The sequence below is a fragment of the Kosakonia arachidis genome (assembly GCF_900116535.1).
Classification (GTDB): Bacteria; Pseudomonadota; Gammaproteobacteria; order Enterobacterales; family Enterobacteriaceae; genus Kosakonia; species Kosakonia arachidis.
This window is the reverse complement of the sequence record NZ_FPAU01000004.1, coordinates 244,764-266,052: the sequence shown is the minus strand read 5'-3', so window position 1 is coordinate 266,052 and position 21,289 is coordinate 244,764. Positions and strand designations below refer to the sequence as shown.

General features: G+C 56.1%; 13 protein-coding genes. 9 read left to right on the top strand and 4 right to left on the bottom strand.

The window, feature by feature from the left end; all coding sequences use genetic code 11:
- The first annotated feature begins 63 nt into the window (after positions 1-63).
- Positions 64-648, top strand: a complete 585-nt coding sequence (locus tag BM427_RS16145) for an NUDIX hydrolase (protein ID WP_090123207.1) — start codon at positions 64-66, stop codon at positions 646-648.
- A gap of 41 nt (positions 649-689) precedes the next feature.
- Here the strand turns inward: BM427_RS16145 and asmA are convergent, their stop codons facing one another.
- The 3 genes from asmA to udk all read right to left on the bottom strand — a co-directional run bounded on the left by asmA (position 690) and on the right by udk (position 3,865).
- The gene (gene asmA / locus BM427_RS16140; protein ID WP_090123205.1) at positions 690-2,537 is read right to left on the bottom strand and encodes an outer membrane assembly protein AsmA; all 1,848 of its coding nucleotides are present in this window, start codon (positions 2,535-2,537) and stop codon (positions 690-692) included.
- 21 nt (positions 2,538-2,558) lie between these two features.
- On the bottom strand, positions 2,559-3,140 hold the full coding sequence (gene dcd / locus BM427_RS16135) for a dCTP deaminase (protein WP_090123203.1): 582 nt from the start codon (positions 3,138-3,140) through the stop codon (positions 2,559-2,561).
- Between the two features lie 83 nt (positions 3,141-3,223).
- Positions 3,224-3,865: a uridine kinase gene (gene udk, locus BM427_RS16130; protein ID WP_017458502.1), complete on the bottom strand. Its 642-nt coding sequence runs from the start codon at positions 3,863-3,865 to the stop codon at positions 3,224-3,226.
- Positions 3,866-4,218: 353 nt separating this feature from the next.
- Between udk and BM427_RS16125 the strand changes: the two genes are divergently transcribed.
- The gene (locus BM427_RS16125) at positions 4,219-7,548 is read left to right on the top strand and encodes a diguanylate cyclase (RefSeq protein ID WP_090123200.1); all 3,330 of its coding nucleotides are present in this window, start codon (positions 4,219-4,221) and stop codon (positions 7,546-7,548) included.
- Positions 7,549-7,678: 130 nt separating this feature from the next.
- Here the strand turns inward: BM427_RS16125 and alkA are convergent, their stop codons facing one another.
- Positions 7,679-8,521 carry a DNA-3-methyladenine glycosylase 2 gene (gene alkA, locus BM427_RS16120; protein WP_090123198.1) on the bottom strand — a complete coding sequence of 281 codons (843 nt, stop codon included), beginning with the start codon at positions 8,519-8,521 and terminating at the stop codon, positions 7,679-7,681.
- Between the two features lie 132 nt (positions 8,522-8,653).
- On the opposite strand from alkA, the gene yegD reads away from it, so the two are divergent.
- The 7 genes from yegD to baeR all read left to right on the top strand — a co-directional run bounded on the left by yegD (position 8,654) and on the right by baeR (position 21,262).
- Positions 8,654-10,006, top strand: a complete 1,353-nt coding sequence (gene yegD / locus BM427_RS16110) for a molecular chaperone (protein WP_090123193.1) — start codon at positions 8,654-8,656, stop codon at positions 10,004-10,006.
- A 181-nt stretch (positions 10,007-10,187) separates the two neighbouring features.
- The gene (locus BM427_RS16105) at positions 10,188-11,423 is read left to right on the top strand and encodes an MdtA/MuxA family multidrug efflux RND transporter periplasmic adaptor subunit (protein WP_090123191.1); all 1,236 of its coding nucleotides are present in this window, start codon (positions 10,188-10,190) and stop codon (positions 11,421-11,423) included.
- Positions 11,423-14,545, top strand: coding sequence for an MdtB/MuxB family multidrug efflux RND transporter permease subunit (locus tag BM427_RS16100; protein ID WP_090123189.1), 3,123 nt, complete (start codon positions 11,423-11,425; stop codon positions 14,543-14,545). The genes BM427_RS16105 and BM427_RS16100 overlap by 1 nt, the downstream gene beginning before the upstream one ends.
- The gene (mdtC, locus tag BM427_RS16095) at positions 14,546-17,623 is read left to right on the top strand and encodes a multidrug efflux RND transporter permease subunit MdtC (RefSeq protein ID WP_090123187.1); all 3,078 of its coding nucleotides are present in this window, start codon (positions 14,546-14,548) and stop codon (positions 17,621-17,623) included. It begins immediately after the preceding gene.
- A complete protein-coding gene (locus BM427_RS16090) occupies positions 17,620-19,035 on the top strand; it encodes an MFS transporter (protein ID WP_090123184.1) in 1,416 nt (471 codons plus the stop codon). Before mdtC ends, BM427_RS16090 begins: the two co-directional genes overlap by 4 nt.
- Entirely contained in the window at positions 19,032-20,543 is a 1,512-nt protein-coding gene (gene baeS / locus BM427_RS16085; protein ID WP_090123182.1) for an envelope stress sensor histidine kinase BaeS, read from the top strand. The genes BM427_RS16090 and baeS overlap by 4 nt, the downstream gene beginning before the upstream one ends.
- Entirely contained in the window at positions 20,540-21,262 is a 723-nt protein-coding gene (gene baeR, locus BM427_RS16080; protein WP_007371234.1) for an envelope stress response regulator BaeR, read from the top strand. The genes baeS and baeR overlap by 4 nt, the downstream gene beginning before the upstream one ends.
- Positions 21,263-21,289: the final 27 nt, after the last annotated feature.

The following is a 21,289-nucleotide window of genomic DNA, read 5'->3' as shown; positions in this document are numbered from 1 at the left end:
AAATACCTTGATAATGCACGAATGTGCGCGTTATGTTGCTATTTTACCTGTACAGGAGCTGATATGTCATCTGAAAACGCACAAATACGCATCATTGCGTCGATGCCCCTCTCTGAGGACTGGGGAAAACTGACCAAATACACCTTTGATTACCGCCGTCATGACGGTGAATGGCAGCGCCAGACCCGTGAAGTATATGACCGGGGCAACGGTGCGGTGATCCTGCTGTATAACATCAGCAAGCGGAGCGTGATCCTTACCCGACAGTTTCGTTTACCGCTTTTCGTCAACCAGCACCACGGCTTTTTGCTGGAAGCGGCCGCAGGTCTGCTGGATGAGCTTGAGCCTGAAGAACGCATTCGTCACGAAGCGGAAGAAGAGACCGGTTATCGGCTAGAAAAAGTGCAGAAAGTGTTCGCCGCGTGGATGAGCCCCGGTTCTGTCAGCGAGAAACTGCACTTTTTTATTGCTCAATACGATGACAGCAAACGCGTCGGAAACGGTGGCGGCGTGATCGAAGAGGGTGAGGATATTGAAGTGGTAGAAATGGATTTTGCCAGCGCACTGGCGGCAATCCGTACTGGAGATATCGCTGACGGCAAGACCATTATGCTGCTGCAACATCTGGCGCTGGAGGGCATTTTATAGCCCACCGCGCCGTTGCTTATCCGGCCAAACCGGCCGGATAGTTACATTTTCTTAAGCAGCTTTTTCAGATCCTTGCTGTTTTGCGAATCTTTATTACGCTCAACCCAGTCATTGAGACGACGTTTAGCTTCGTCCTGCAAATGTTTACGCAACACCTGGTCCACCTGCAGGCTGTAATTAAGCGCCAGCCATTTACCGTAAATGCGCAGGGGGATCGGCGTCGCTTTCAGGAAGTCAATCAGCGCACTATCACCTTCCCAACCTTCCAGTACCCGGACATTGAAGCGCATATCGGCCTGCTTCTGCACCAGATCCATCTCACCTTCCCCGGAGAGCGCCAACAATGAGGAGTTGCCCTGCATATCGCTGAAAGTCATCAGCCCATTATCCAGTGACAACTCTGCGCTAAAATTATCCAGCCGGGTGGCGTTGTCAAAATTATCTTTCGCATGCACATCGCTGCTGCGCGCTACCGCCTGTTGTACCAGTTGCTGGAAGTTAAGCCCTTCCGTGCGGCTGTCTTTCAGATCGACGTGCGCTTCTCCCTGCCAGTCGCGGCGAAAAGATTCTGCATTGATATCCGGGCCGCTGAAATCGCCCGCCATGGTCAGGCTGCCGGTCAGCGCAATCGGGTAATTAAACGCTTTAAGGATATTGCCAATCTCAACGCCCTCCAGTCGCGGCTGGAATTCAGCATGGGCCTGCTTGCCGCGCACATCCAGCGTACCGGGCAATGAGATTTGCCCGCTCCCCATTTTGCCCCGCAACGTCGGGATAGCGAGAAAACCAGCATTATTGTTGAACTGGCCGCTAACATCGACAAACTGCATACCACGCCAGCGCACGTTTTTCGCCGTGATACCGATTTGCGCCGTAAAACCGCGCAAGGCGTTGTACGGCGGTATATCCGCCCCACTGGAAATCACCGGGCGCGGTAGGCGGTTTTGTTCCTGCCCCTGTGGCGTCACGGCGTCGCCGCTCTGCGTGACTTCCGACGGCAGCAAGTTATCCAGATTGAGATTATCGAACTGCACATCGAGCGCCCAAGCTGGCTGCAGGCCGAACGTTACGCTTCCCTTGCCGGTAACGGCGCTGTCATTCGCACTGAGGCTAATATCATTCAGCGTTAGCCGCTGCGTCGCGGTTTGCCACTGCGCTTGCAATGTACCCGCCCCGCTAATACCCTTCGGCGGCGTATCGCCCCCCTGAAGCTGCCACTGCAATTTATCGATAGCGGCACTGAGATTACGCGGATAGTCGCGAGCATCCACTTTCGCGCTGAATGAAAGCGTCAGGTCGCGCTGATTGCGGTTAATCCTCCCGGAGAAATCCAGCGTCGCCTGATCTTGCGCATCCTGCTCCATTTGCAGACGAATATCGCGCACCGTCACCGGTTCATCGTTGGCGCGCTGGAAAACCAGCAAACTATCGGCAACCTGTAAGCGGGAAATATCCCATGACCAGCCGCGATCCGATTCCACCAGCGGCAGTGAGTTGCCATGCGGTGCCACCGGCGCACTTTTTCCCTGTGCCGCTTCGCTTTGCGGAGTAAGCTGAATCACCGCCCCTTTCAGCATCACTTGTTTCACCTGTAACTGGTGCGACAGCAACGGCCACAGGTTGACATCAAGACGCATATTATCGGCTTTCACTACCGGCATTTCCGCGCCGGGGGCCGTCAACGTGACGCGACCAGAGAGAATGCTAAGCTGCGGCCAGACGTGCCAGCGCAGCGGGCCATCAAGTTGTAGCTGATAGCCGCTCCTCGCCTCCACCTGGCTCACCATGTAAGCGCGAAAATCGTTCGGATTGACCAGTAACACTAATGCCGAAAGGCCAGCAACCAGCACGACCAGCAAGATCATCAGTGTTGTTAACGCTCTTCTCATCGCATCCTCAATGGAGATCAGTCAGTCTTTATCAATGCGGCTGGCGACCGCGCCTTGCTGATCGCGATATTTCGCATCTTCACGTCGGTTATAAGGACGATCGGCTGGCCCGGAAAGCGGCTCAAAGCTCAGGGCACCAATCAGCATGCCCGGACGCAGCGCCAGCGGCAGCTTGCCTGAATTATAGAACTCCAGAACGATACAGCCTGACCAGCCGGGGTCAATGCGGTGCGCGGTCACGTGTACCATCAACCCCAGACGCGCCAGTGAAGAGCGCCCGTCCAGCCAGCCGACCAGATCGGCAGGCAATGTTACGGATTCATAGGTCACCGCCAGCGCCAGTTCCCCCGGATGAAGGAAAAACGCCTCGCCTTCGGCAAGTACAATCTCATCGCTCATAACCCGGTCAAGCGCCGCGCTGACTTCATGCTTAGGGCCGCTGAGATCGATAAACGCCGCAGTGTGTCCGCTGAAAGTGCGGAATTTATTGCCGAGGCGGACATCCACCGTCGCCCCGTTAATCCGTTCTACCGGCGGACGCGGGTTAATACCAAGCCGGCCGTCATCCAGCCAGGCTTCAATATCGCGGTCACAAAGACGCATGGCGCATTCTCCTTAATAGTGCGACACGCCCCTGAGAAGATCAGGGGCAGGACTTAACACTCAGTGTTATAGCCTAACATGTATTATTCAAAGAACTGGCTGATTTTGGCTTTCAGAATATCAATGGCGATGCGGTTTTTACCGCCTCGCGGCACGATGATGTCGGCGTACTGCTTTGAAGGTTCAATAAATTGCAAGAACATCGGACGCACGGTTTTTTGATATTGCGCCATCACCGAGTCCATTGAACGACCGCGCTCGTTAACGTCGCGCTTGATACGGCGCATCAGGCAGATATCCAGCGGGGTATCAACGAAAATGGAGAAATTCATCGCATCGCGCAGGCGTGAATCAGTCAGTAACAGGATCCCTTCCAGGATAATCACTTTTTTCGCTTCAATGCGGATAGTTTCCTGGGTACGCGTATGTTCCACATAGCTGTACACCGGTAATTCAATGGCCTCGCCACGCTTAAGCGACTCTAAATGCTGGAATAACAGACTATGATCCATTGCACTGGGGTGGTCATAATTGGTTTTCACACGCTCTTCCATCGACAGATGGCTTTGATCTTTGTAGTAGCTGTCTTCTGGAATAACGCCAATATGTTCATCACCCACCTGCTCGCGCAACTCACGGTACAATGTGCTGGCGATAAGACTTTTACCTGAAGCAGATGCGCCGGCGATGCCGATGATGACGCACTGATGAGACTGATCAGTCATAAATTTAGCGACCTGATTAACCTGGATGTAAAGGAAGGACGACGCCAAAGCGTCAAACGCGGCAATTATAGGGATTTCACCGTCGCGATACCAGCCGAATCCTTAGCGGAAAAAGGGGTGGCAAAAAGCCGCTCACTTTTGCTCCTCTGGCTGACCAGTCACACATTAAAACGCGCAAAATTACCACGATGGATGCGTTTTCATTACTGACTAAGTAATTAATAACACTATGATGTCAAATTATGAGCGCCCGGCATAGGAATTGTAAATTGTTTGTACTAGCATAATCCAAAATTCAAATTTTACTCTCCGGACGCGGTTCCGGACGTCACAGGGTTGCGGATAAAGCGGTAATGAAGAAACAACACCAACGCGTTTTGGTTACCACCCCACATCCTGGGCTGCGGCTTGTCAGTTTAGGGCTGCTCTCTTTCATCTTTACGCTCTTCTCGCTGGAGCTTATCCGTTTCGGCACCATTATCGCGCCGCTGTGGTTTCCCACCGCTATTATTATGGTGGGATTTTACCGCCATGCAGGGCGAATGTGGCCGGGCATCGCGTTGGCCTGCGTGCTGGGCAATATGGCAGCAACGGTAATGCTCTCATCGGCCAGCCATATCGATCTCCGTTACCCGGTTGTCAATGTTATTGAGGCAGCGATAGGCGCGGTGCTGCTGCGCAAACTGTTGCCCTGGTATAACCCGCTGCAAAACCTCAGCGACTGGCTGCGTCTGGCAATCGGCAGCGCGCTGATTCCTCCGCTGATTGGCGGCGTGCTGATCTGTCTGCTGACGTCTGGCGACAATACTCTGCGTACCTTTCTGGTATGGGTACTGTCGGAATCTATCGGCGCGTTGGCACTTGTGCCGCTCGGCCTGCTATTTAAACCGCACTACCTGTTGCGTCATCGTAAACCACAGTTGCTGCTGGAAACGCTTGCAACGCTCTCTATCACGCTCGGGCTAAGCTGGCTGGCGTTGCACTACCTGCCGTGGCCGTTTACTGCGGTAATTGTACTGCTAATGTGGAGTGCCGTACGCCTGCCGCGGGTTGAAGCCTTTCTCGTCTTTCTGATAACCATCATGATGGTCTCCCTGATGATTGCGCATGACCCCACTCTCATCACTGTGCCGAAAAACTACGTGATGATGAACGCGCAGTGGCTGCCGTTCCTGATGATCCTGCTGCCGGTGAATGTCATGACGATGGTCATGTATGCCTTTCGCACCGAGCGCAAACACATTATCGAAAGCGAAGAGCGTTTTCGAAATGCGATGGAGTATTCCGCCATCGGGATGGCACTGGTGGGCACTGAAGGACAGTGGTTACAGGCCAACAAAGCGTTATGTCAGTTTCTGGGTTACAACCAAGAGGAGTTGCGGCAGATGACCTTCCAGCAACTCACCTGCCCGGAAGATTTAAACAGCGATCTGGAACAGCTTGAGAAACTGGTGCGCGGGGACATCTCCACTTACTCCATGGAAAAGCGCTATTACACGCGTAGCGGCGAGCTGGTGTGGGCGCTGATAGCGGTATCCGTTGTTCGTCACACGGATGGCACCCCGCTCTACTTTATCGCCCAGGTCGAAGACATTAACGATCTAAAGCAGACCGAGTGGGTTAACAAGCGCCTGATGGAGCGCATCACGCTGGCGAACGAGGCGGGCGGGATTGGCATCTGGGAGTGGGAGCTTAAGCCGGACATTATCAGTTGGGACAAGCGCATGTTTGAGATGTACGAAGTGCCTCCCCACGCGAAACCGACATGGCAATTGTGGTACGAACGCGTGCTGCCGGAAGACAGACCAGAAACCGAACGCATTATCCGCGACGCGCTGGCAGCACGCATGGCTTTCAAACTGGAGTTCCGCATCAGCGTCAAAGGCGGTATTCGCCATATTCGCACGCTGGCAAACCGCGTGCTGAACAAGCATGGCGAAGTTGAACGGCTGCTCGGCGTTAATATGGACATGACGGAAGTTAAGCAGTTGAACGACGCGCTATACCAGGAAAAAGAACGCCTGCACATTACGCTGGATTCCATCGGCGAAGCGGTGCTTTGTACCGATGTGGATATGAACGTCACCTTTATGAACCCGGTGGCGGAGAAAATGAGCGGCTGGGCACAGGAAAAGGCTATCGGCCAGCCGTTGCTGACGGTGCTGCGCATCACTTTTGGTGATAATGGCCCGGCGATGGAAAACATTCACAGCGGTGATATGTCTCGTTCGGCCATTGAACAGGATATGGTACTGCACTGCCGCACCGGCGGCTGCTTCGACATTCACTACAGCGTAACGCCGCTCAGCACGCTGGATGGGCAACATATTGGCTCGGTGCTGGTGATTCAGGATGTAACGGAATCCCGAAAAATGCTGCGGCAGCTCAGCTACAGCGCTTCGCACGATGCGCTGACCAATCTGGCGAACCGGGTCAGTTTTGAAAACCATCTCAAACATCTGCTGCTAACAGTGCAGGAATTCCACCAGCACCATGCGCTGGTATTTATCGATCTTGATCGCTTTAAAGCTGTCAACGATTCAGCCGGGCACGCGGCGGGGGACGCCCTGCTGCGTGAGATCTCGTCGCTGATGCTCAGCATGTTGCGGTCGACCGATATTCTCGCCCGCCTTGGCGGCGATGAGTTCGGTTTGCTGCTACCGGACTGCAATATTGAGAGCGCGCGGTATATTTCTGGCCGTATTGTTGAAGCCATCAATAACTACCCCTTTAAGTGGGAAGGCCATTCGCACCGTATCGGTGCCAGCGCCGGAATTTCGTTGATTGATGAAACCAACTATCAGGCTTCAGAAGTAATGTCACAGGCGGATATCGCCTGTTATTCTTCCAAAAATAACGGTCGCGGGATCGTGACAGTGTACGAACCGCAGCAAGGCCATGTGCAGCATGAGCGCAGCATGAAGTCGCTGGATGAACAATGGCATATGATCAAAGACAATGATCTGCTACTAATTGCCCACGGCGTGGCGTCGCCACGGATGCCGGAGACCTGCAACTTCTGGCTACTCTGCCTGCGTTTGTTGACCAGCGAAGGCGAAGCGATGGAGGAGAGCGCTTTCCGTTCCGGCCTTAGCGAACCTGAGCTGCTCCGCGCACTCGACCGCCGCGTATTCCATGAAATTTTCCTTAATCACGCCACTGCCGTTGCAGGTAAAGGGCTCGGCATTGCCCTGCCGCTTTCCGTGGCAGGGCTCTCCAGCACAACGCTGGTGAATGAACTGCTCAATCTGCTGGAAAGCGGCCCACTATCCGCCCGGCTGCTGCATCTGGTCGTGCACGCCGATGCGCTGATGCGTGAAGATAACATCCTGCTCGACAATCTGAAGCAACTGCGCCTGGCGGGTTGCCGCATTATCCTCAGCCATATCGGGCACGATCTGGATATCTTTAACCAGCTGGACCCAAACATGGCCGATTACCTGATGTTCGATCCGGAACTGGTTACCAACGTTCACGGTAATCTGATGGACGAGATGATGGTGACCATTATTCAGGGCCACGCCCAGCGCCTGGGCATGAAGAGCATCGCCGGGCCGATCAATCAGCCGCTGATGATGGACACCCTTTCCGGCATCGGCATCGATATGATTTATGGCGACATTATTTCACAGGCTCAGCCGCTGGATTTAATGCTGAATACCAGTTATTTCGCCATCAACTGACAGGCAGAAGGGTTGCGGCCAGCGCAGAAAAAACGACGAATACATCTGATCAGACAGGCATGATATTGCGTGAGTCTGCTACTTAATTGCCGCTTTATTCAGCCTACAAATGCACAGTTATCATCAGGCATTACACCTCCGGCCCCCATCCCTCCGTATACCAGATATGCAACAGCGCATAGGAGCGCCACGGCTGCCAGCGTTCGGCATAGCGCCGCGTTTGTGCGGGCGTCATCCCGGCAAAACGCTGCTTAATCAGATAATCGTCGGGTAGAAAAATATCTTTCGCCTGCCAGCCGCGCAGGGCAAAGTAGCTGGCAGTCCAGCGACCGATACCGGGGAAAGTTTGCAAGGCTTTCACCCCCTGCTCCACATCCACGGGTGCCATCAGCGGCAGCAAACCGTCGCAGGCGGCCTGCGCCAGGTATAACAGCGATTCAGCGCGTTTGCGTGGCATGCCGAGTGTCTGTAGCTCCTCTGCACACACCGCAGAGAGCTGCTGTGGCGTGGGAAAACAGATAAAACTGCGCTCACCCAGCGTATTGCCATAACGCTGGGCAACCTTTGCCGTCAGCTTTGCCGCCATAGCCACGCTGACTAACTGGCCTAAAATCGCCCGCACGCCCTGCTCAAACGGATCAACGCATCCCGGCAGGCGCAACCCCGGTCGCGCGGCGCCCAGCGTTCCCAGCACAGCGGTCACCTCCTGCGGGTTGCAGTCGAGATCAAACAAGCAGCGGATCCGTTGCAGGCACAGTTCTGCAATTGGCTGCAAACCTTCGCTAAGCGTGACCTTCAGCGTCGCGCTCGCTTCATCCGGTTCGGCGATAATCAGCCCGCGATGCTCACCAGAGGAAAAGGAACGCACATAGCGTGTTGCATCAACCTCTTCAATGCCCGCCACGGCGCGATCGCCTAAAAATCTCAACATCCAGGCCCAGTCGTAAGGCGGCTGCCAGCGCAGTTCGTACATAGTTGCTCCTTGTCTTCTGCTAACAGCATAAACGGCATCGGAATTTTCCGCCTTGCTTTCATATTCCGGTTGTCGCCCGGACTGCATTCGGCTAAAGTCGCCCCCCTTCTTCACTGGCATGGGGATAAACACATGTTTGCAGGTTTTGATTACGGGACAGCAAACTGCTCAATTGCAGTAATACGCGACGGCGCGCCACATCTGCTGACCATGGAAAATAACAGTACGCTGCTGCCGTCTATGCTCAGCGCGCCGACGCGCGAAGCCGTCAGCGAATGGCTCTATCGTCACCATCAGGTTCCGGCAACGGGGAGCGAAACCCAGGCGCTGCTGCGCCGGGCGGTAAGCTTTAACCGTGAGGAAGATATTGAGGTCAGCGCCTCCAGTGTGCAGTTTGGCCTCACCTCGCTGCGTCAGTATGTGAGCGATCCGGAAGAGGTTTACTTCGTTAAATCACCGAAATCTTTCCTCGGCGCAAGCGGCCTGAAACCGCAGCAGATCGCTCTGTTCGAGGATCTTGTCTGCGCCATGATGCTGCATATTCGCCAACAGGCCGAAACGCAATTGCCGGAAAGCATCAACCAGGCGGTCATTGGCCGGCCAATCAACTTCCAGGGACTTGGCGGCGATGATGCCAACGCCCAGGCGCAGGGGATCCTTGAACGCGCAGCGAAGCGCGCCGGTTTCCGCGAGGTGGTTTTCCAGTATGAGCCGGTAGCAGCAGGTCTCGATTTTGAAGCCACGCTAAGCGAAGAGAAGCGTGTGCTGGTGGTAGATATCGGCGGCGGAACAACTGACTGCTCCATCCTGCTGATGGGCCCACAATGGCGCGCCAGACAAGATCGCGCAGCCAGCCTCCTCGGCCACAGCGGTTGCCGTGTTGGCGGTAACGATCTGGATATCGCGCTGGCGTTTAAAAGTTTGATGCCCCTGCTTGGTATGGGTGGCCAGACGGAAAAAGGCATAGCCCTGCCGATCCTGCCGTGGTGGAACGCGGTGGCGATCAACGATGTGCCGGCGCAAACCGAATTTTACAGCGCAGCCAATGGCCGTCTGCTCAACGATCTGGTGCGCGACGCGCGCGACGCGGAAAAAGTCGCCCTGCTGCTTAAAGTGTGGCGGCAACGTCTGAGCTACCGCCTGGTACGCAGCGCCGAAGAGAGCAAAATAGCCCTCTCAGAAGAAGCGCATATCACCGCGCCGCTGCCGTTTATCAGTGACGAGCTTGCCACCGCCATTACCCAGGACGCTCTGGAAGCGGCGCTCAATCAACCGCTACAGCGCATTATTGAGCAGGTGCAACTGGCGCTGGAAAATAGCAACGAAACGCCGGAAGTGATCTATCTGACCGGCGGGAGTGCCCGCTCACCAATTATTAAGAAAGCGCTGGCGGAAACGCTGCCGGGGATCCCGATTGCGGGCGGCGATGATTTTGGCTCTGTCACCGCCGGGCTCGCCCGCTGGGCGCAGGTGCTGTTTCGCTAATACTTTGCCGGATGATCGCCATCCGGCATAATTTTCCTCTTTACATCTCCCCTAATGCAAATTTTCATCTCCGTCCGACGTTTCTAAACAGTGTTTCATATTTCCTCCATTTTTCTGCGTTAGGGCCTCATTAAACTAGTATTATTCGGGTCATGGCTGTTTCAGGATGAGATATATAACGATGAAGCGCAGTTTATCTTTTCGCCGCATACTTCTGGCGGTCGTGGTTATCGCCGTGGCAGGTGCCACGTGGTACTACATTATCCATCAACAAGCTACACCGCCCTCTTCCGCCGCCGGGCACACGCAACGTCAGGTTGGTGGTGGTCGCCACGGCATGCGCGGCGGCGCACTACCGCCAGTCCAGGCCGCCACGGCGACCCTCGAATCTGTTCCGCGTTATCTCTCCGGTCTCGGTACGATTACGGCAACCAACACAGTGACCGTTCGCAGCCGCGTTTCCGGTCAACTGATGGCGCTCCACTTCCTGGAAGGGCAACAGGTTAAGGCCGGCGATCTACTGGCTGAAATCGACCCCAGCGAATTTAAAGTCGCATTGGCGCAGGCGCAGGGGCAACTGGCAAAAGATAAAGCCACGCTGGCGAATGCGCGCCGCGATCTGGCCCGCTACCAGCAACTGGTGAAAACCAGCCTCGTCTCCCGTCAGGATCTCGATACCCAGCAGGCGCTGGTAACAGAAACCGAAGGCACCGTCAAAGCCGATGAAGCATCGGTCGCAAGCGCCCAGCTGCAACTGGACTGGAGCCGCATCACGGCACCCATTTCCGGACGCGTTGGCTTAAAACAGGTGGATATTGGCAACCAAATCAGCAGCAGCGACACCACCGGTATTGTGGTGCTGACGCAAACCCACCCGATCGACCTCATCTTTACCCTGCCGGAAAGCGATATCGCCACCGTGGTGCAGGCGCAAAAAGCAGGCCAACCGCTGGTAGTGGAAGCCTGGGATCGCACGAACAAACAGAAACTGAGCAGTGGTTCGCTACTGAGTCTTGATAACCAGATCGATGCCACCACTGGCACCATCAAACTGAAAGCACGTTTTAATAATCAGGACGATGCGCTGTTCCCCAACCAGTTCGTCAATGCGCGTATGCTGGTCGCCACACAACAAAATGCGGTTGTGATCCCTACTGCCGCGCTGCAAATGGGTAATGAAGGCAACTTTGTCTGGGTGGTGAATGAGAATAGCCAGGTCAGCAAACATATTGTCACGCCGGGTATTCAGGACAGCCAGAAAGTCGTGATTGTCGCCGGGCTATCAGCGGGTGATCGTGTGGTGACGGACGGTATAGACCGTTTGACCGAAGGGGCCAAAGTGGAAGTGGTGGATGCGCAAAGCGCCCAGCAGATGCCCACAAAACGTGAGCATCCCGCGAAAGGAGCGCACGCCTGATGCAGTTGCTACCGCCAGGCCGGACGGGTGGCCCTTCCCGTCTGTTTATCCTACGCCCGGTCGCTACCACCTTATTAATGGTAGCGATTCTGCTTGCCGGGATCATCGGCTACCGTTTTCTTCCCGTCTCGGCGCTGCCGGAAGTGGACTACCCCACCATCCAGGTGGTCACCCTCTACCCCGGTGCCAGCCCGGATGTGGTGACTTCGTCGATTACCGCGCCACTCGAACGGCAATTTGGCCAGATGTCGGGCTTAAAACAGATGTCGTCGCAAAGCTCCGGCGGGGCATCGGTGGTGACGTTGCAGTTCCAGCTCACGTTACCGCTGGATGTTGCCGAACAGGAAGTGCAGGCGGCGATGAATGCGGCCAACAGCTTACTCCCTTCCGATCTGCCTAACCCGCCGGTTTACAGCAAAGTTAACCCGGCCGATCCGCCGATCATGACGCTGGCAGTCACCTCTTCCGCCATGCCGATGACGCAGGTGGAAGATATGGTTGAAACGCGCGTCGCGCAGAAAATTTCGCAGGTTTCCGGCGTCGGTCTGGTCACGCTTTCCGGTGGCCAGCGTCCGGCAGTGCGGGTCAAACTTAATGCGCAGGCCATTGCTGCATTGGGGTTGACCAGCGAAACCATTCGCACCGCCATCGATAACGCCAACGTTAATTCAGCAAAAGGTAGCCTCGATGGCCCAGCGCGCGCCGTGACGCTCTCAGCCAACGATCAGATGCAGTCCGCCGAAGAGTACCGCCAGTTGGTTGTCGCTTATCAGAACGGGGCGGCCATTCGACTTGGCGATGTAGCTACCGTGGAACAGGGCGCAGAAAACCGCTGGCTTGGCGCATGGGCGAATAAGCAACAGGCGATTGTGATGAACGTCCAGCGTCAGCCGGGTGCCAACATCATTGATACCGCCGACAGAATTCGTACTCTGCTGCCACAGTTAACAGCGAGTCTGCCGAAATCGGTCACGGTGAAAGTGCTCTCCGATCGCACCAATAACATCCGCGCCTCTGTCAGCGACACCCAGTTCGAACTGATGCTGTCCATTGCGCTGGTAGTGATGATTATCTATCTGTTTCTGCGCAATATTCCGGCCACTATTATTCCTGGTGTGGCCGTACCGCTGTCGCTTATCGGTACCTTTGCGGTGATGGTGTTTCTCAATTTCTCTATCAATAACCTGACGCTGATGGCGCTGACCATCGCCACCGGCTTTGTGGTAGATGACGCGATTGTGGTGATCGAGAATATCTCGCGCTATATCGAAAAAGGGGAAAAACCGCTGGCGGCGGCCCTGAAAGGCGCAGGCGAGATCGGTTTTACCATTATCTCCCTCACCTTCTCGTTGATTGCCGTGCTGATCCCGCTACTGTTCATGGGCGATATCGTCGGACGTCTGTTCCGTGAGTTCGCCGTCACGCTGGCAGTGGCAATTCTGATCTCGGCTATCGTTTCGCTGACGCTGACGCCGATGATGTGCGCGCGCATGCTGAGTGCGGAATCCCTGCGCAAGCAGAATCGTTTTTCCCGCGCCTCAGAACGTTTTTTCGAGCGTGTGATCGCCGGTTACGGCCATCTGCTGGCGAAAGTGCTTAACCACCCGTGGCTGACACTCAGCGTGGCGATAGGCGCACTGCTGCTGTCGGTGACGCTGTGGGTTTTCATTCCGAAAGGTTTCTTCCCGGTGCAGGACAACGGCATCATTCAGGGTACGCTCCAGGCGCCGCAGTCGGCATCGTTTGCCAGCATGGCGCAGCGCCAACGGCAGGTTGCTGATGTTATCCTGCAGGATCCGGCAGTTGAAAGCCTGACCTCCTTTGTTGGCGTTGATGGCACCAATCCCTCGCTGAACAGCGCACGTCTGCAAATCAACCTTAAGCCGCTGGATGAGCGCGACGACCGCGTACAGACAGTGATTGAGCGCCTGCAACAAGCAGCGGCAAAAGTGCCCGGCGTGGCGCTCTATCTGCAGCCGACGCAGGATCTGACCATCGACACCACGGTCAGCCGCACCCAGTATCAGTTTACCTTGCAGGCAAACTCGCTGGACGCATTGAGCACCTGGGTGCCGCAACTGATCGCTAAACTGGAAGCGCTGCCACAGCTTTCAGATGTCAGCAGCGACTGGCAGGACAAAGGGCTGGTGGCCTATGTCAACGTTGACCGCGACACCGCAAGCCGTCTTGGCATCACGATGTCGGATGTGGATAACGCGCTATATGACGCCTTCGGCCAGCGGCTGATCTCCACTATCTACACCCAGTCAAATCAGTACCGCGTGGTGCTGGAACAGAACACGACGCAAACGCCGGGGTTGGCGGCGCTGGACAACATTCGTCTGGCCAGCAGCAGCGGCGGTGTGGTGCCGTTATCCTCGATAGCTAAAGTGGAACAGCGCTTTGCGCCGTTGAGTATTAACCACCTCGATCAATTCCCCTCCACCACCCTCTCTTTTAACGTGGCGCGCGGCCATTCGCTGGGTGATGCGGTGCAGGCGATCACTGACAGTGAAAAAACTCTCAATTTCCCGACCGATATCCGCACCCAGTTCCAGGGCAGCACGCTAGCATTCCAGTCTGCGCTTGGCAGCACGGTCTGGCTGATCGTCGCAGCGGTGGTGGCAATGTATATCGTGCTCGGCGTCCTGTATGAGAGTTTTATTCACCCGGTTACCATTCTCTCGACGCTGCCCACCGCCGGCGTTGGTGCGCTGCTGGCGCTGATGATTTCCGGCAGTGAGCTGGATGTGATCGCCATTATCGGCATCATCCTGCTGATTGGTATCGTCAAGAAAAACGCCATCATGATGATCGACTTCGCCCTCGCCGCCGAACGCGAAGAAGGTATGACGCCGCGCGAGGCGATTTTCCAGGCCTGTCTGCTGCGTTTTCGCCCGATCCTGATGACCACGCTGGCGGCCCTGCTCGGTGCGCTGCCGCTGATGCTCAGCACCGGTGTGGGCGCTGAGTTGCGACGCCCGCTGGGTATCGGCATGGTGGGTGGTCTGCTGGTCAGTCAGGTGCTGACGCTATTTACCACGCCCGTGATTTATCTGCTGTTCGACCGCCTGTCGCTGGCCGTAAAACAGCGCTTCCCGCGCCGTGAAGAGGAGGCGTAAGTGAAGTTTTTCGCCCTCTTCATTTACCGCCCGGTGGCGACGATTTTGATTTCGCTGGCGATAACACTGTGCGGCATCCTTGGCTTCCGGCTGCTGCCGGTAGCCCCGCTGCCGCAGGTCGACTTTCCGGTGATTATGGTCAACGCCTCGCTGCCTGGTGCCTCACCGGAGACGATGGCGTCGTCGGTCGCTACGCCGCTAGAACGCTCGCTGGGGCGGATTGCCGGGGTCAACGAAATGACCTCCTCCAGCTCGCTGGGCAGTACACGCATCATTTTGCAGTTTAATTTTGACCGTGATATCAACGGTGCAGCGCGCGATGTACAGGCGGCGATCAACGCGGCACAAAGCTTGCTGCCAAGCGGTATGCCAAGCCGTCCGACCTACCGCAAAGCGAACCCGTCTGACGCGCCGATCATGATCCTCACGCTGACCTCGGATACGTATTCGCAAGGCCAGTTATACGATTTTGCCTCAACGCAGCTGGCACAAACCATCTCGCAAATCGACGGCGTCGGCGATGTTGATGTCGGCGGAAGTTCGTTGCCCGCAGTGCGCGTCGATCTTAACCCGCAGGCACTGTTTAATCAGGGCGTTTCTCTCGATGCCGTGCGTACCGCCATCAGCAATGCCAATATCCGCCGACCGCAGGGCGCAGTGGATGACGGCACGCAACGCTGGCAGGTGCAAACCAATGATGAGCTGAAAACGGCGGCCGAATACCAGCCGTTGATTATTCATTACAATAACGGCGCAGCGGTACGTTTAAGCGATGTCGCCACGGTTAGCGACTCGGTGCAGGATGTGCGCAATGCCGGGATGACCAACGCAAAGCCGGCGATTTTGCTGATGATCCGCAAGCTGCCGGAAGCTAACATTATTCAGACAGTGGACAGCATCCGCGCCCGTCTGCCTGAATTACAGAAAACCATTCCTGCCGCTATCGATCTGCAAATCGCCCAGGATCGCTCGCCGACCATCCGCGCCTCGCTGGCGGAAGTCGAGCAGACACTGGTGATCTCGGTGGCGCTGGTGATCCTGGTGGTGTTTCTGTTTTTGCGCTCCGGCCGCGCCACGTTGATCCCGGCGGTCGCCGTACCGGTTTCGCTGATTGGCACCTTTGCCGCTATGTACCTGTGCGGTTTCAGCCTGAATAACCTGTCGCTGATGGCGCTGACCATCGCCACCGGCTTTGTCGTTGATGATGCCATTGTGGTGCTGGAAAACATCTCTCGCCATCTTGAAGCTGGCGTGAAACCGTTGCAGGCGGCATTGCAGGGAACGCGGGAAGTCGGTTTTACCGTCCTGTCGATGAGCCTGTCGCTGGTAGCGGTGTTCCTGCCGCTGCTGCTGATGGCTGGTCTGCCGGGTAGACTGCTGCGCGAGTTTGCCGTCACACTGTCGGTGGCGATTGGTATCTCGATGGTCATTTCACTGACGCTGACACCGATGATGTGCGGCTGGCTGCTGAAGCACCATAAACCGCGCGAACGCACGCGGGAAAAAGGCTTTGGCCGTTTGCTGATTGCGCTCCAGCAACAGTACGCCCGCTCGCTTTCATGGGTGCTGAACCACGCCAGGCTGGTGGGTCTGGTGCTGCTTGGCACCATCACGTTGAATATCTGGCTCTATATCTCCATTCCGAAAACCTTCTTTCCGGAGCAGGACACCGGCGTGCTGATGGGCAACATTCAGGCAGATCAGAGTATCTCTTTTCAGGCGATGCGCGGTAAGTTGCAGGATTTTATGAAAATCATCCGTGACGATCCGGCTGTGGATAATGTCACCGGCTTTACTGGCGGTTCGCGAGTGAACAGCGGCATGATGTTTATCACCCTCAAATCCCGACATATTCGTAATGAAACGGCGCAGCAGGTGATGGACCGGTTGCGCGTCAAACTGGCGAAAGAGCCTGGCGCAAGCCTGTTTTTGATGGCCGTACAGGATATTCGCGTCGGCGGACGTCAGGCTAATGCCAGCTACCAGTTCGCCCTGCTGTCGGACGATCTCAGCGCCCTGCATGAGTGGGAGCCGAAGATCCGTAAAGCGCTGGCGGCGCTGCCGCAACTGGCAGATGTCAACTCAGACCAGCAGGACAATGGCGCGGAGATGAACCTGGTTTACGATCGCGAAACGATGTCGCGGCTGGGCATCAGCGTTGAAGCGACCGACAGCCTGCTGAATAACGCCTTCGGACAGCGGCAAATTTCAAATATTTATCAACCACTTAACCAATATAAAGTGGTAATGGAAGTTGATCCCCGCTATACCCAGGACGTGAGCGCGCTGGACAAGATGTATGTGATCAACAGCAAAGGCCAGTCAATCCCTCTCTCTTACTTTGCCCACTGGCAACCGGCAAATGCGCCGCTATCGGTGAACCATCAGGGACTGTCGGCGGCATCGACCATCTCCTTTAACCTACCGACAGGCACGTCGCTGTCGGAAGCCAGCGATGCCATCGAGCGTGCAATGACGCAACTTGGCGTTCCTTCGAGTGTGCGCGGCAGTTTCGCCGGTACGGCGCAGGTGTTCCAGGAGACGATGAATTCACAGGTGATCCTGATCCTGGCAGCGATTGCCACGGTCTATATCGTGCTGGGGATCCTCTACGAGAGCTACGTCCACCCGCTGACCATTCTCTCAACGCTGCCCTCGGCGGGCGTCGGCGCGCTGCTGGCCCTCGAGCTGTTTGGCGCGCCGTTTAGCCTGATAGCACTGATTGGCATTATGTTACTGATCGGGATAGTGAAGAAGAATGCCATAATGATGGTCGACTTCGCCATCGAAGCCCAGCGCAAGGGAAACTTGAGCGCGGAAGAGGCCATCTTCCAGGCCTGTTTATTGCGTTTTCGTCCGATCATGATGACCACCCTGGCGGCGCTATTTGGCGCACTGCCATTGGTCATCTCTGGCGGTGATGGCTCCGAACTGCGCCAGCCGTTGGGGATCACCATTGTCGGCGGTCTGGTGATGAGCCAGCTTCTTACCCTGTATACAACGCCGGTGGTCTACCTCTTCTTTGATCGCCTGCGCATGCGTTTTAGTCAGAAAGAGAGAGAGCCTGTTAGTGAATGAATGAACTTCCCAAAAACATCCGCTGGCAACTATGGATTGTCGCCTTTGGCTTTTTTATGCAGTCGCTGGATACCACTATTGTGAATACAGCCCTCCCCTCCATGGCGCGAAGCCTGGGGGAGAGTCCACTGCATATGCACATGGTGGTGGTCTCCTATGTATTGACCGTGGCAGTTATGTTGCCAGCAAGCGGCTGGCTGGCGGATCGGGTTGGTGTGCGAAATATTTTTTTCGCCGCCATTGTGCTGTTCACTACCGGCTCGCTGTTTTGCGCACAGGCCTCAACCCTTGATCAACTGGTAATGTCGCGAGTTTTACAGGGTGTCGGCGGAGCGATGATGGTGCCAGTAGGCAGGCTGACGGTGATGAAAATCGTCCCGCGCGACCAGTATATGGCGGCGATGACCTTCGTCACTCTGCCGGGGCAAATCGGCCCACTGGTCGGCCCGACGCTCGGCGGGATTCTGGTGGAGTATGCTTCGTGGCACTGGATCTTCCTGATTAACCTGCCAGTCGGCATTATCGGCGCGATCGCTACCCTGAGCCTGATGCCGAATTATAAACTGCAAACCCGCCGTTTCGATATGGCGGGTTTTGCGTTGCTGGCCTTCGGTATGGCGACGCTGACGCTGGCACTCGACGGCAACCGCGGGCTGGGGCTTTCGTCCGTCCAGCTTGGCGCGTTGGTGGCGGTGGGCACAGCAGCGACGCTGTTTTATCTGCTGCACGCCAGAGGCAATGATGGCGCGTTGTTCAACCTGCGACTGTTCCGCACGCCCTCGTTTTCCCTGGGTCTGGCCGGAAGCTTCGCCGGGCGTATAGGCAGCGGCATGCTACCATTTATGACGCCGGTGTTTTTGCAGATTGGCCTGGGTTTTTCACCGTTCCACGCCGGGCTGATGATGATCCCGATGGTGCTGGGCAGTATGGGCATGAAGCAGATTGTGGTGCAGGTGGTTAACCGTTTTGGTTATCGTCGCGCGCTGGTCTGTTCCACCCTTGGTCTGGCGCTGGTGAGCCTGCTGTTTATGACCACCGCCCTGCTCGGCTGGTACTATCTGCTGCCAGTGGTGCTGTTCTGCCAGGGGATGATCAACTCGATGCGCTTCTCGTCGATGAACACCCTGACGCTAAAAGATCTGCCCGATGAACTGGCCAGCGGCGGCAACAGCCTGCTGTCGATGACCATGCAGTTGTCGATGAGCATAGGCGTTACCGTCGCCGGTTTGCTGCTCGGCCTGTTTGGCCAACAGCATCTGTCTGCGGACAGTGGCATGGCACATCATATTTTCCTTTACGCTTATCTCAGTATGGCGGTGATTATTTCACTACCGGCGTTAATCTTCGCCCGCGTCCCTAACGATGCCAGCCAGAACGTCGTGATTACCCGTCGCAACAGGAGAGAATCATGAAATTCTGGCGGCCGGGTATTACAGCCAAACTTTTTCTGGCTATTTTGACCACCTGCATCGTACTGCTGATTATCATGCACTGGGCGGTACGAATAAGTTTCGAACGCGGGTTTATCGACTATATCAAGCGCAGCAACGAGCAGCGTCTGCAACTGTTGAGCGATACGTTGGCCGAGCAGTACGCCCAGCACGGCGACTGGCAATTTCTGCGTAATAACGACCGACTGATTTTCGAGATCCTGCGCTCCTTCGAACGCGATAATGATCATGAAGATGACCACGCAGGTGGGCCGGAACGCAGCATGCCGCGAGATCGCGGAATGAGTAACAGCGACGGAGCCGAACGAGGGATAGAAGATGATATTCCACCGCCCAGGCCTCCAGGCCCGCCACCGCCGCCGCATGGCTGGCGTACGCGGTTCTGGGTTGTCGATCAAAACAACACTGTGCTGGTCGGCCCGCGCGGTACAGTGCCCGACGAAGGCAACCGCCGGGCAATTGTGGTGAACCAGAAAACGGTGGGCTGGGTGATTGCCTCCCCGATTGAGCGGTTAACGCGCAATACCGACATCAATTTTGCCCGTCAACAGCGTCGTACCAGTTGGCTGATTGTCGGCCTCGCCACACTGCTGGCTGCGCTGGCAACCTTCCCGCTGGCGCGCGGCCTGCTGGCACCGGTGAAACGGCTGGTCGAGGGAACGCACAGACTTGCCTCTGGCGATTTCTCGACGCGTGTCACGACGGGCAGTCAGGATGAACTGGGCAGGCTGGCGCGTGATTTTAACCTGCTGGCCAGTACGCTGGAGAAAAACCAGCAAATTCGTCGCGATTTTATGGCTGATATCTCCCACGAACTGCGTACGCCATTGGCGGTACTGCGCGGCGAACTGGAGGCGATTCAGGACGGCGTACGCAAATTTACACCGGAATCAGTGTTGTCGTTACAGGCAGAGGTCGGTACGCTCACCAAACTGGTAGACGATTTGCATCAGTTGTCGATGTCTGACGAGGGTGCGCTGGCCTACCAGCGCACCCCGGTGGATGTGGAGACATTGCTGGAGATTGCTGCCGGCCCGTTTCATGAACGTTTTGCTGGCCGAAACCTGAACTTGTCGCTGGATTTGCAGTCCACCAGTGGCAGAGTCTTTGGCGATCCCGATCGCCTGATGCAGTTGTTTAATAACCTGCTGGAAAATAGCCTGCGCTATACGGACAGCGGTGGACAAATGCAGATTACGTCCACCGCACGCGACGGCAAACTGATCCTGAGTTTTGCCGACAGCGCGCCAGGCGTTTCCGACGAGCAGCTTACGCGCCTGTTTGAGCGTTTCTACCGCACGGAAGGATCACGCAACCGAGCCAGCGGCGGTTCCGGGCTGGGGCTGGCAATCTGTTTGAATATTGTGGAGGCCCACGCTGGCACTATCCACGCCGGGCACTCGCCATTCGGCGGGGTTACCATTACAGTTGAACTACCGCTTGAAGGCGAACAATCGAGAGAAGTATGACTGAGCTACCCATTGATGAAAACACACCACGCATTCTGATCGTGGAAGATGAACCGAAGCTGGGACAGTTGCTGATCGATTATCTACGGGCGGCCAGCTACGCGCCGACGCTGATTAACCACGGCGATCAGGTGCTGGGATATGTCCGCCAGACGCCGCCGGATTTGATCCTGCTCGATCTGATGCTGCCCGGCACGGATGGCCTGACACTCTGCCGGGAGATTCGTCGCTTCTCCAATGTACCGGTCATTATGGTGACGGCAAAAATTGAGGAGATCGATCGTCTACTGGGGCTAGAAATCGGCGCTGACGACTACATCTGCAAACCCTACAGCCCCCGTGAAGTCGTGGCGCGGGTCAAAACCATTCTGCGCCGCTGCAAGCCGCAGCGCGAATTGCAGGCACTGGATGCGGAAAGCCCGCTGATTGTGGATGAAGGGCGTTTCCAGGCAAGCTGGCACAACAAACTGCTGGATCTCACCCCTGCGGAGTTCCGCCTGCTGAAAACCCTCTCCAGCGAACCGGGTAAGGTCTTCTCCCGCGAACAACTGCTCAACCATCTTTATGATGACTATCGCGTGGTGACCGACCGCACCATCGATAGCCATATCAAAAACCTGCGCCGCAAACTGGAAGCGCTGGATGAAGAACAATCCTTTATCCGCGCGGTTTACGGTGTCGGCTACCGTTGGGAAGCCGACGCCTGCAAACTGGCGTAAACGTCTATCGGGCTTCACGCCCGATGG

What these genes read in the sequence shown, in the direction of transcription:
- BM427_RS16145 (WP_090123207.1), top strand. Translation starts at nt 64, where the DNA reads ATGTCATCTGAAAACGCACAAATACGCATCATTGCGTCGATGCCCCTC.
- asmA (WP_090123205.1), bottom strand. Translation starts at nt 2,537, where the DNA reads ATGAGAAGAGCGTTAACAACACTGATGATCTTGCTGGTCGTGCTGGTT.
- dcd (WP_090123203.1), bottom strand. Translation starts at nt 3,140, where the DNA reads ATGCGTCTTTGTGACCGCGATATTGAAGCCTGGCTGGATGACGGCCGG.
- udk (WP_017458502.1), bottom strand. Translation starts at nt 3,865, where the DNA reads ATGACTGATCAGTCTCATCAGTGCGTCATCATCGGCATCGCCGGCGCA.
- BM427_RS16125 (WP_090123200.1), top strand. Translation starts at nt 4,219, where the DNA reads ATGAAGAAACAACACCAACGCGTTTTGGTTACCACCCCACATCCTGGG.
- alkA (WP_090123198.1), bottom strand. Translation starts at nt 8,521, where the DNA reads ATGTACGAACTGCGCTGGCAGCCGCCTTACGACTGGGCCTGGATGTTG.
- yegD (WP_090123193.1), top strand. Translation starts at nt 8,654, where the DNA reads ATGTTTGCAGGTTTTGATTACGGGACAGCAAACTGCTCAATTGCAGTA.
- BM427_RS16105 (WP_090123191.1), top strand. Translation starts at nt 10,188, where the DNA reads ATGAAGCGCAGTTTATCTTTTCGCCGCATACTTCTGGCGGTCGTGGTT.
- BM427_RS16100 (WP_090123189.1), top strand. Translation starts at nt 11,423, where the DNA reads ATGCAGTTGCTACCGCCAGGCCGGACGGGTGGCCCTTCCCGTCTGTTT.
- BM427_RS16090 (WP_090123184.1), top strand. Translation starts at nt 17,620, where the DNA reads ATGAATGAACTTCCCAAAAACATCCGCTGGCAACTATGGATTGTCGCC.
- baeS (WP_090123182.1), top strand. Translation starts at nt 19,032, where the DNA reads ATGAAATTCTGGCGGCCGGGTATTACAGCCAAACTTTTTCTGGCTATT.
- baeR (WP_007371234.1), top strand. Translation starts at nt 20,540, where the DNA reads ATGACTGAGCTACCCATTGATGAAAACACACCACGCATTCTGATCGTG.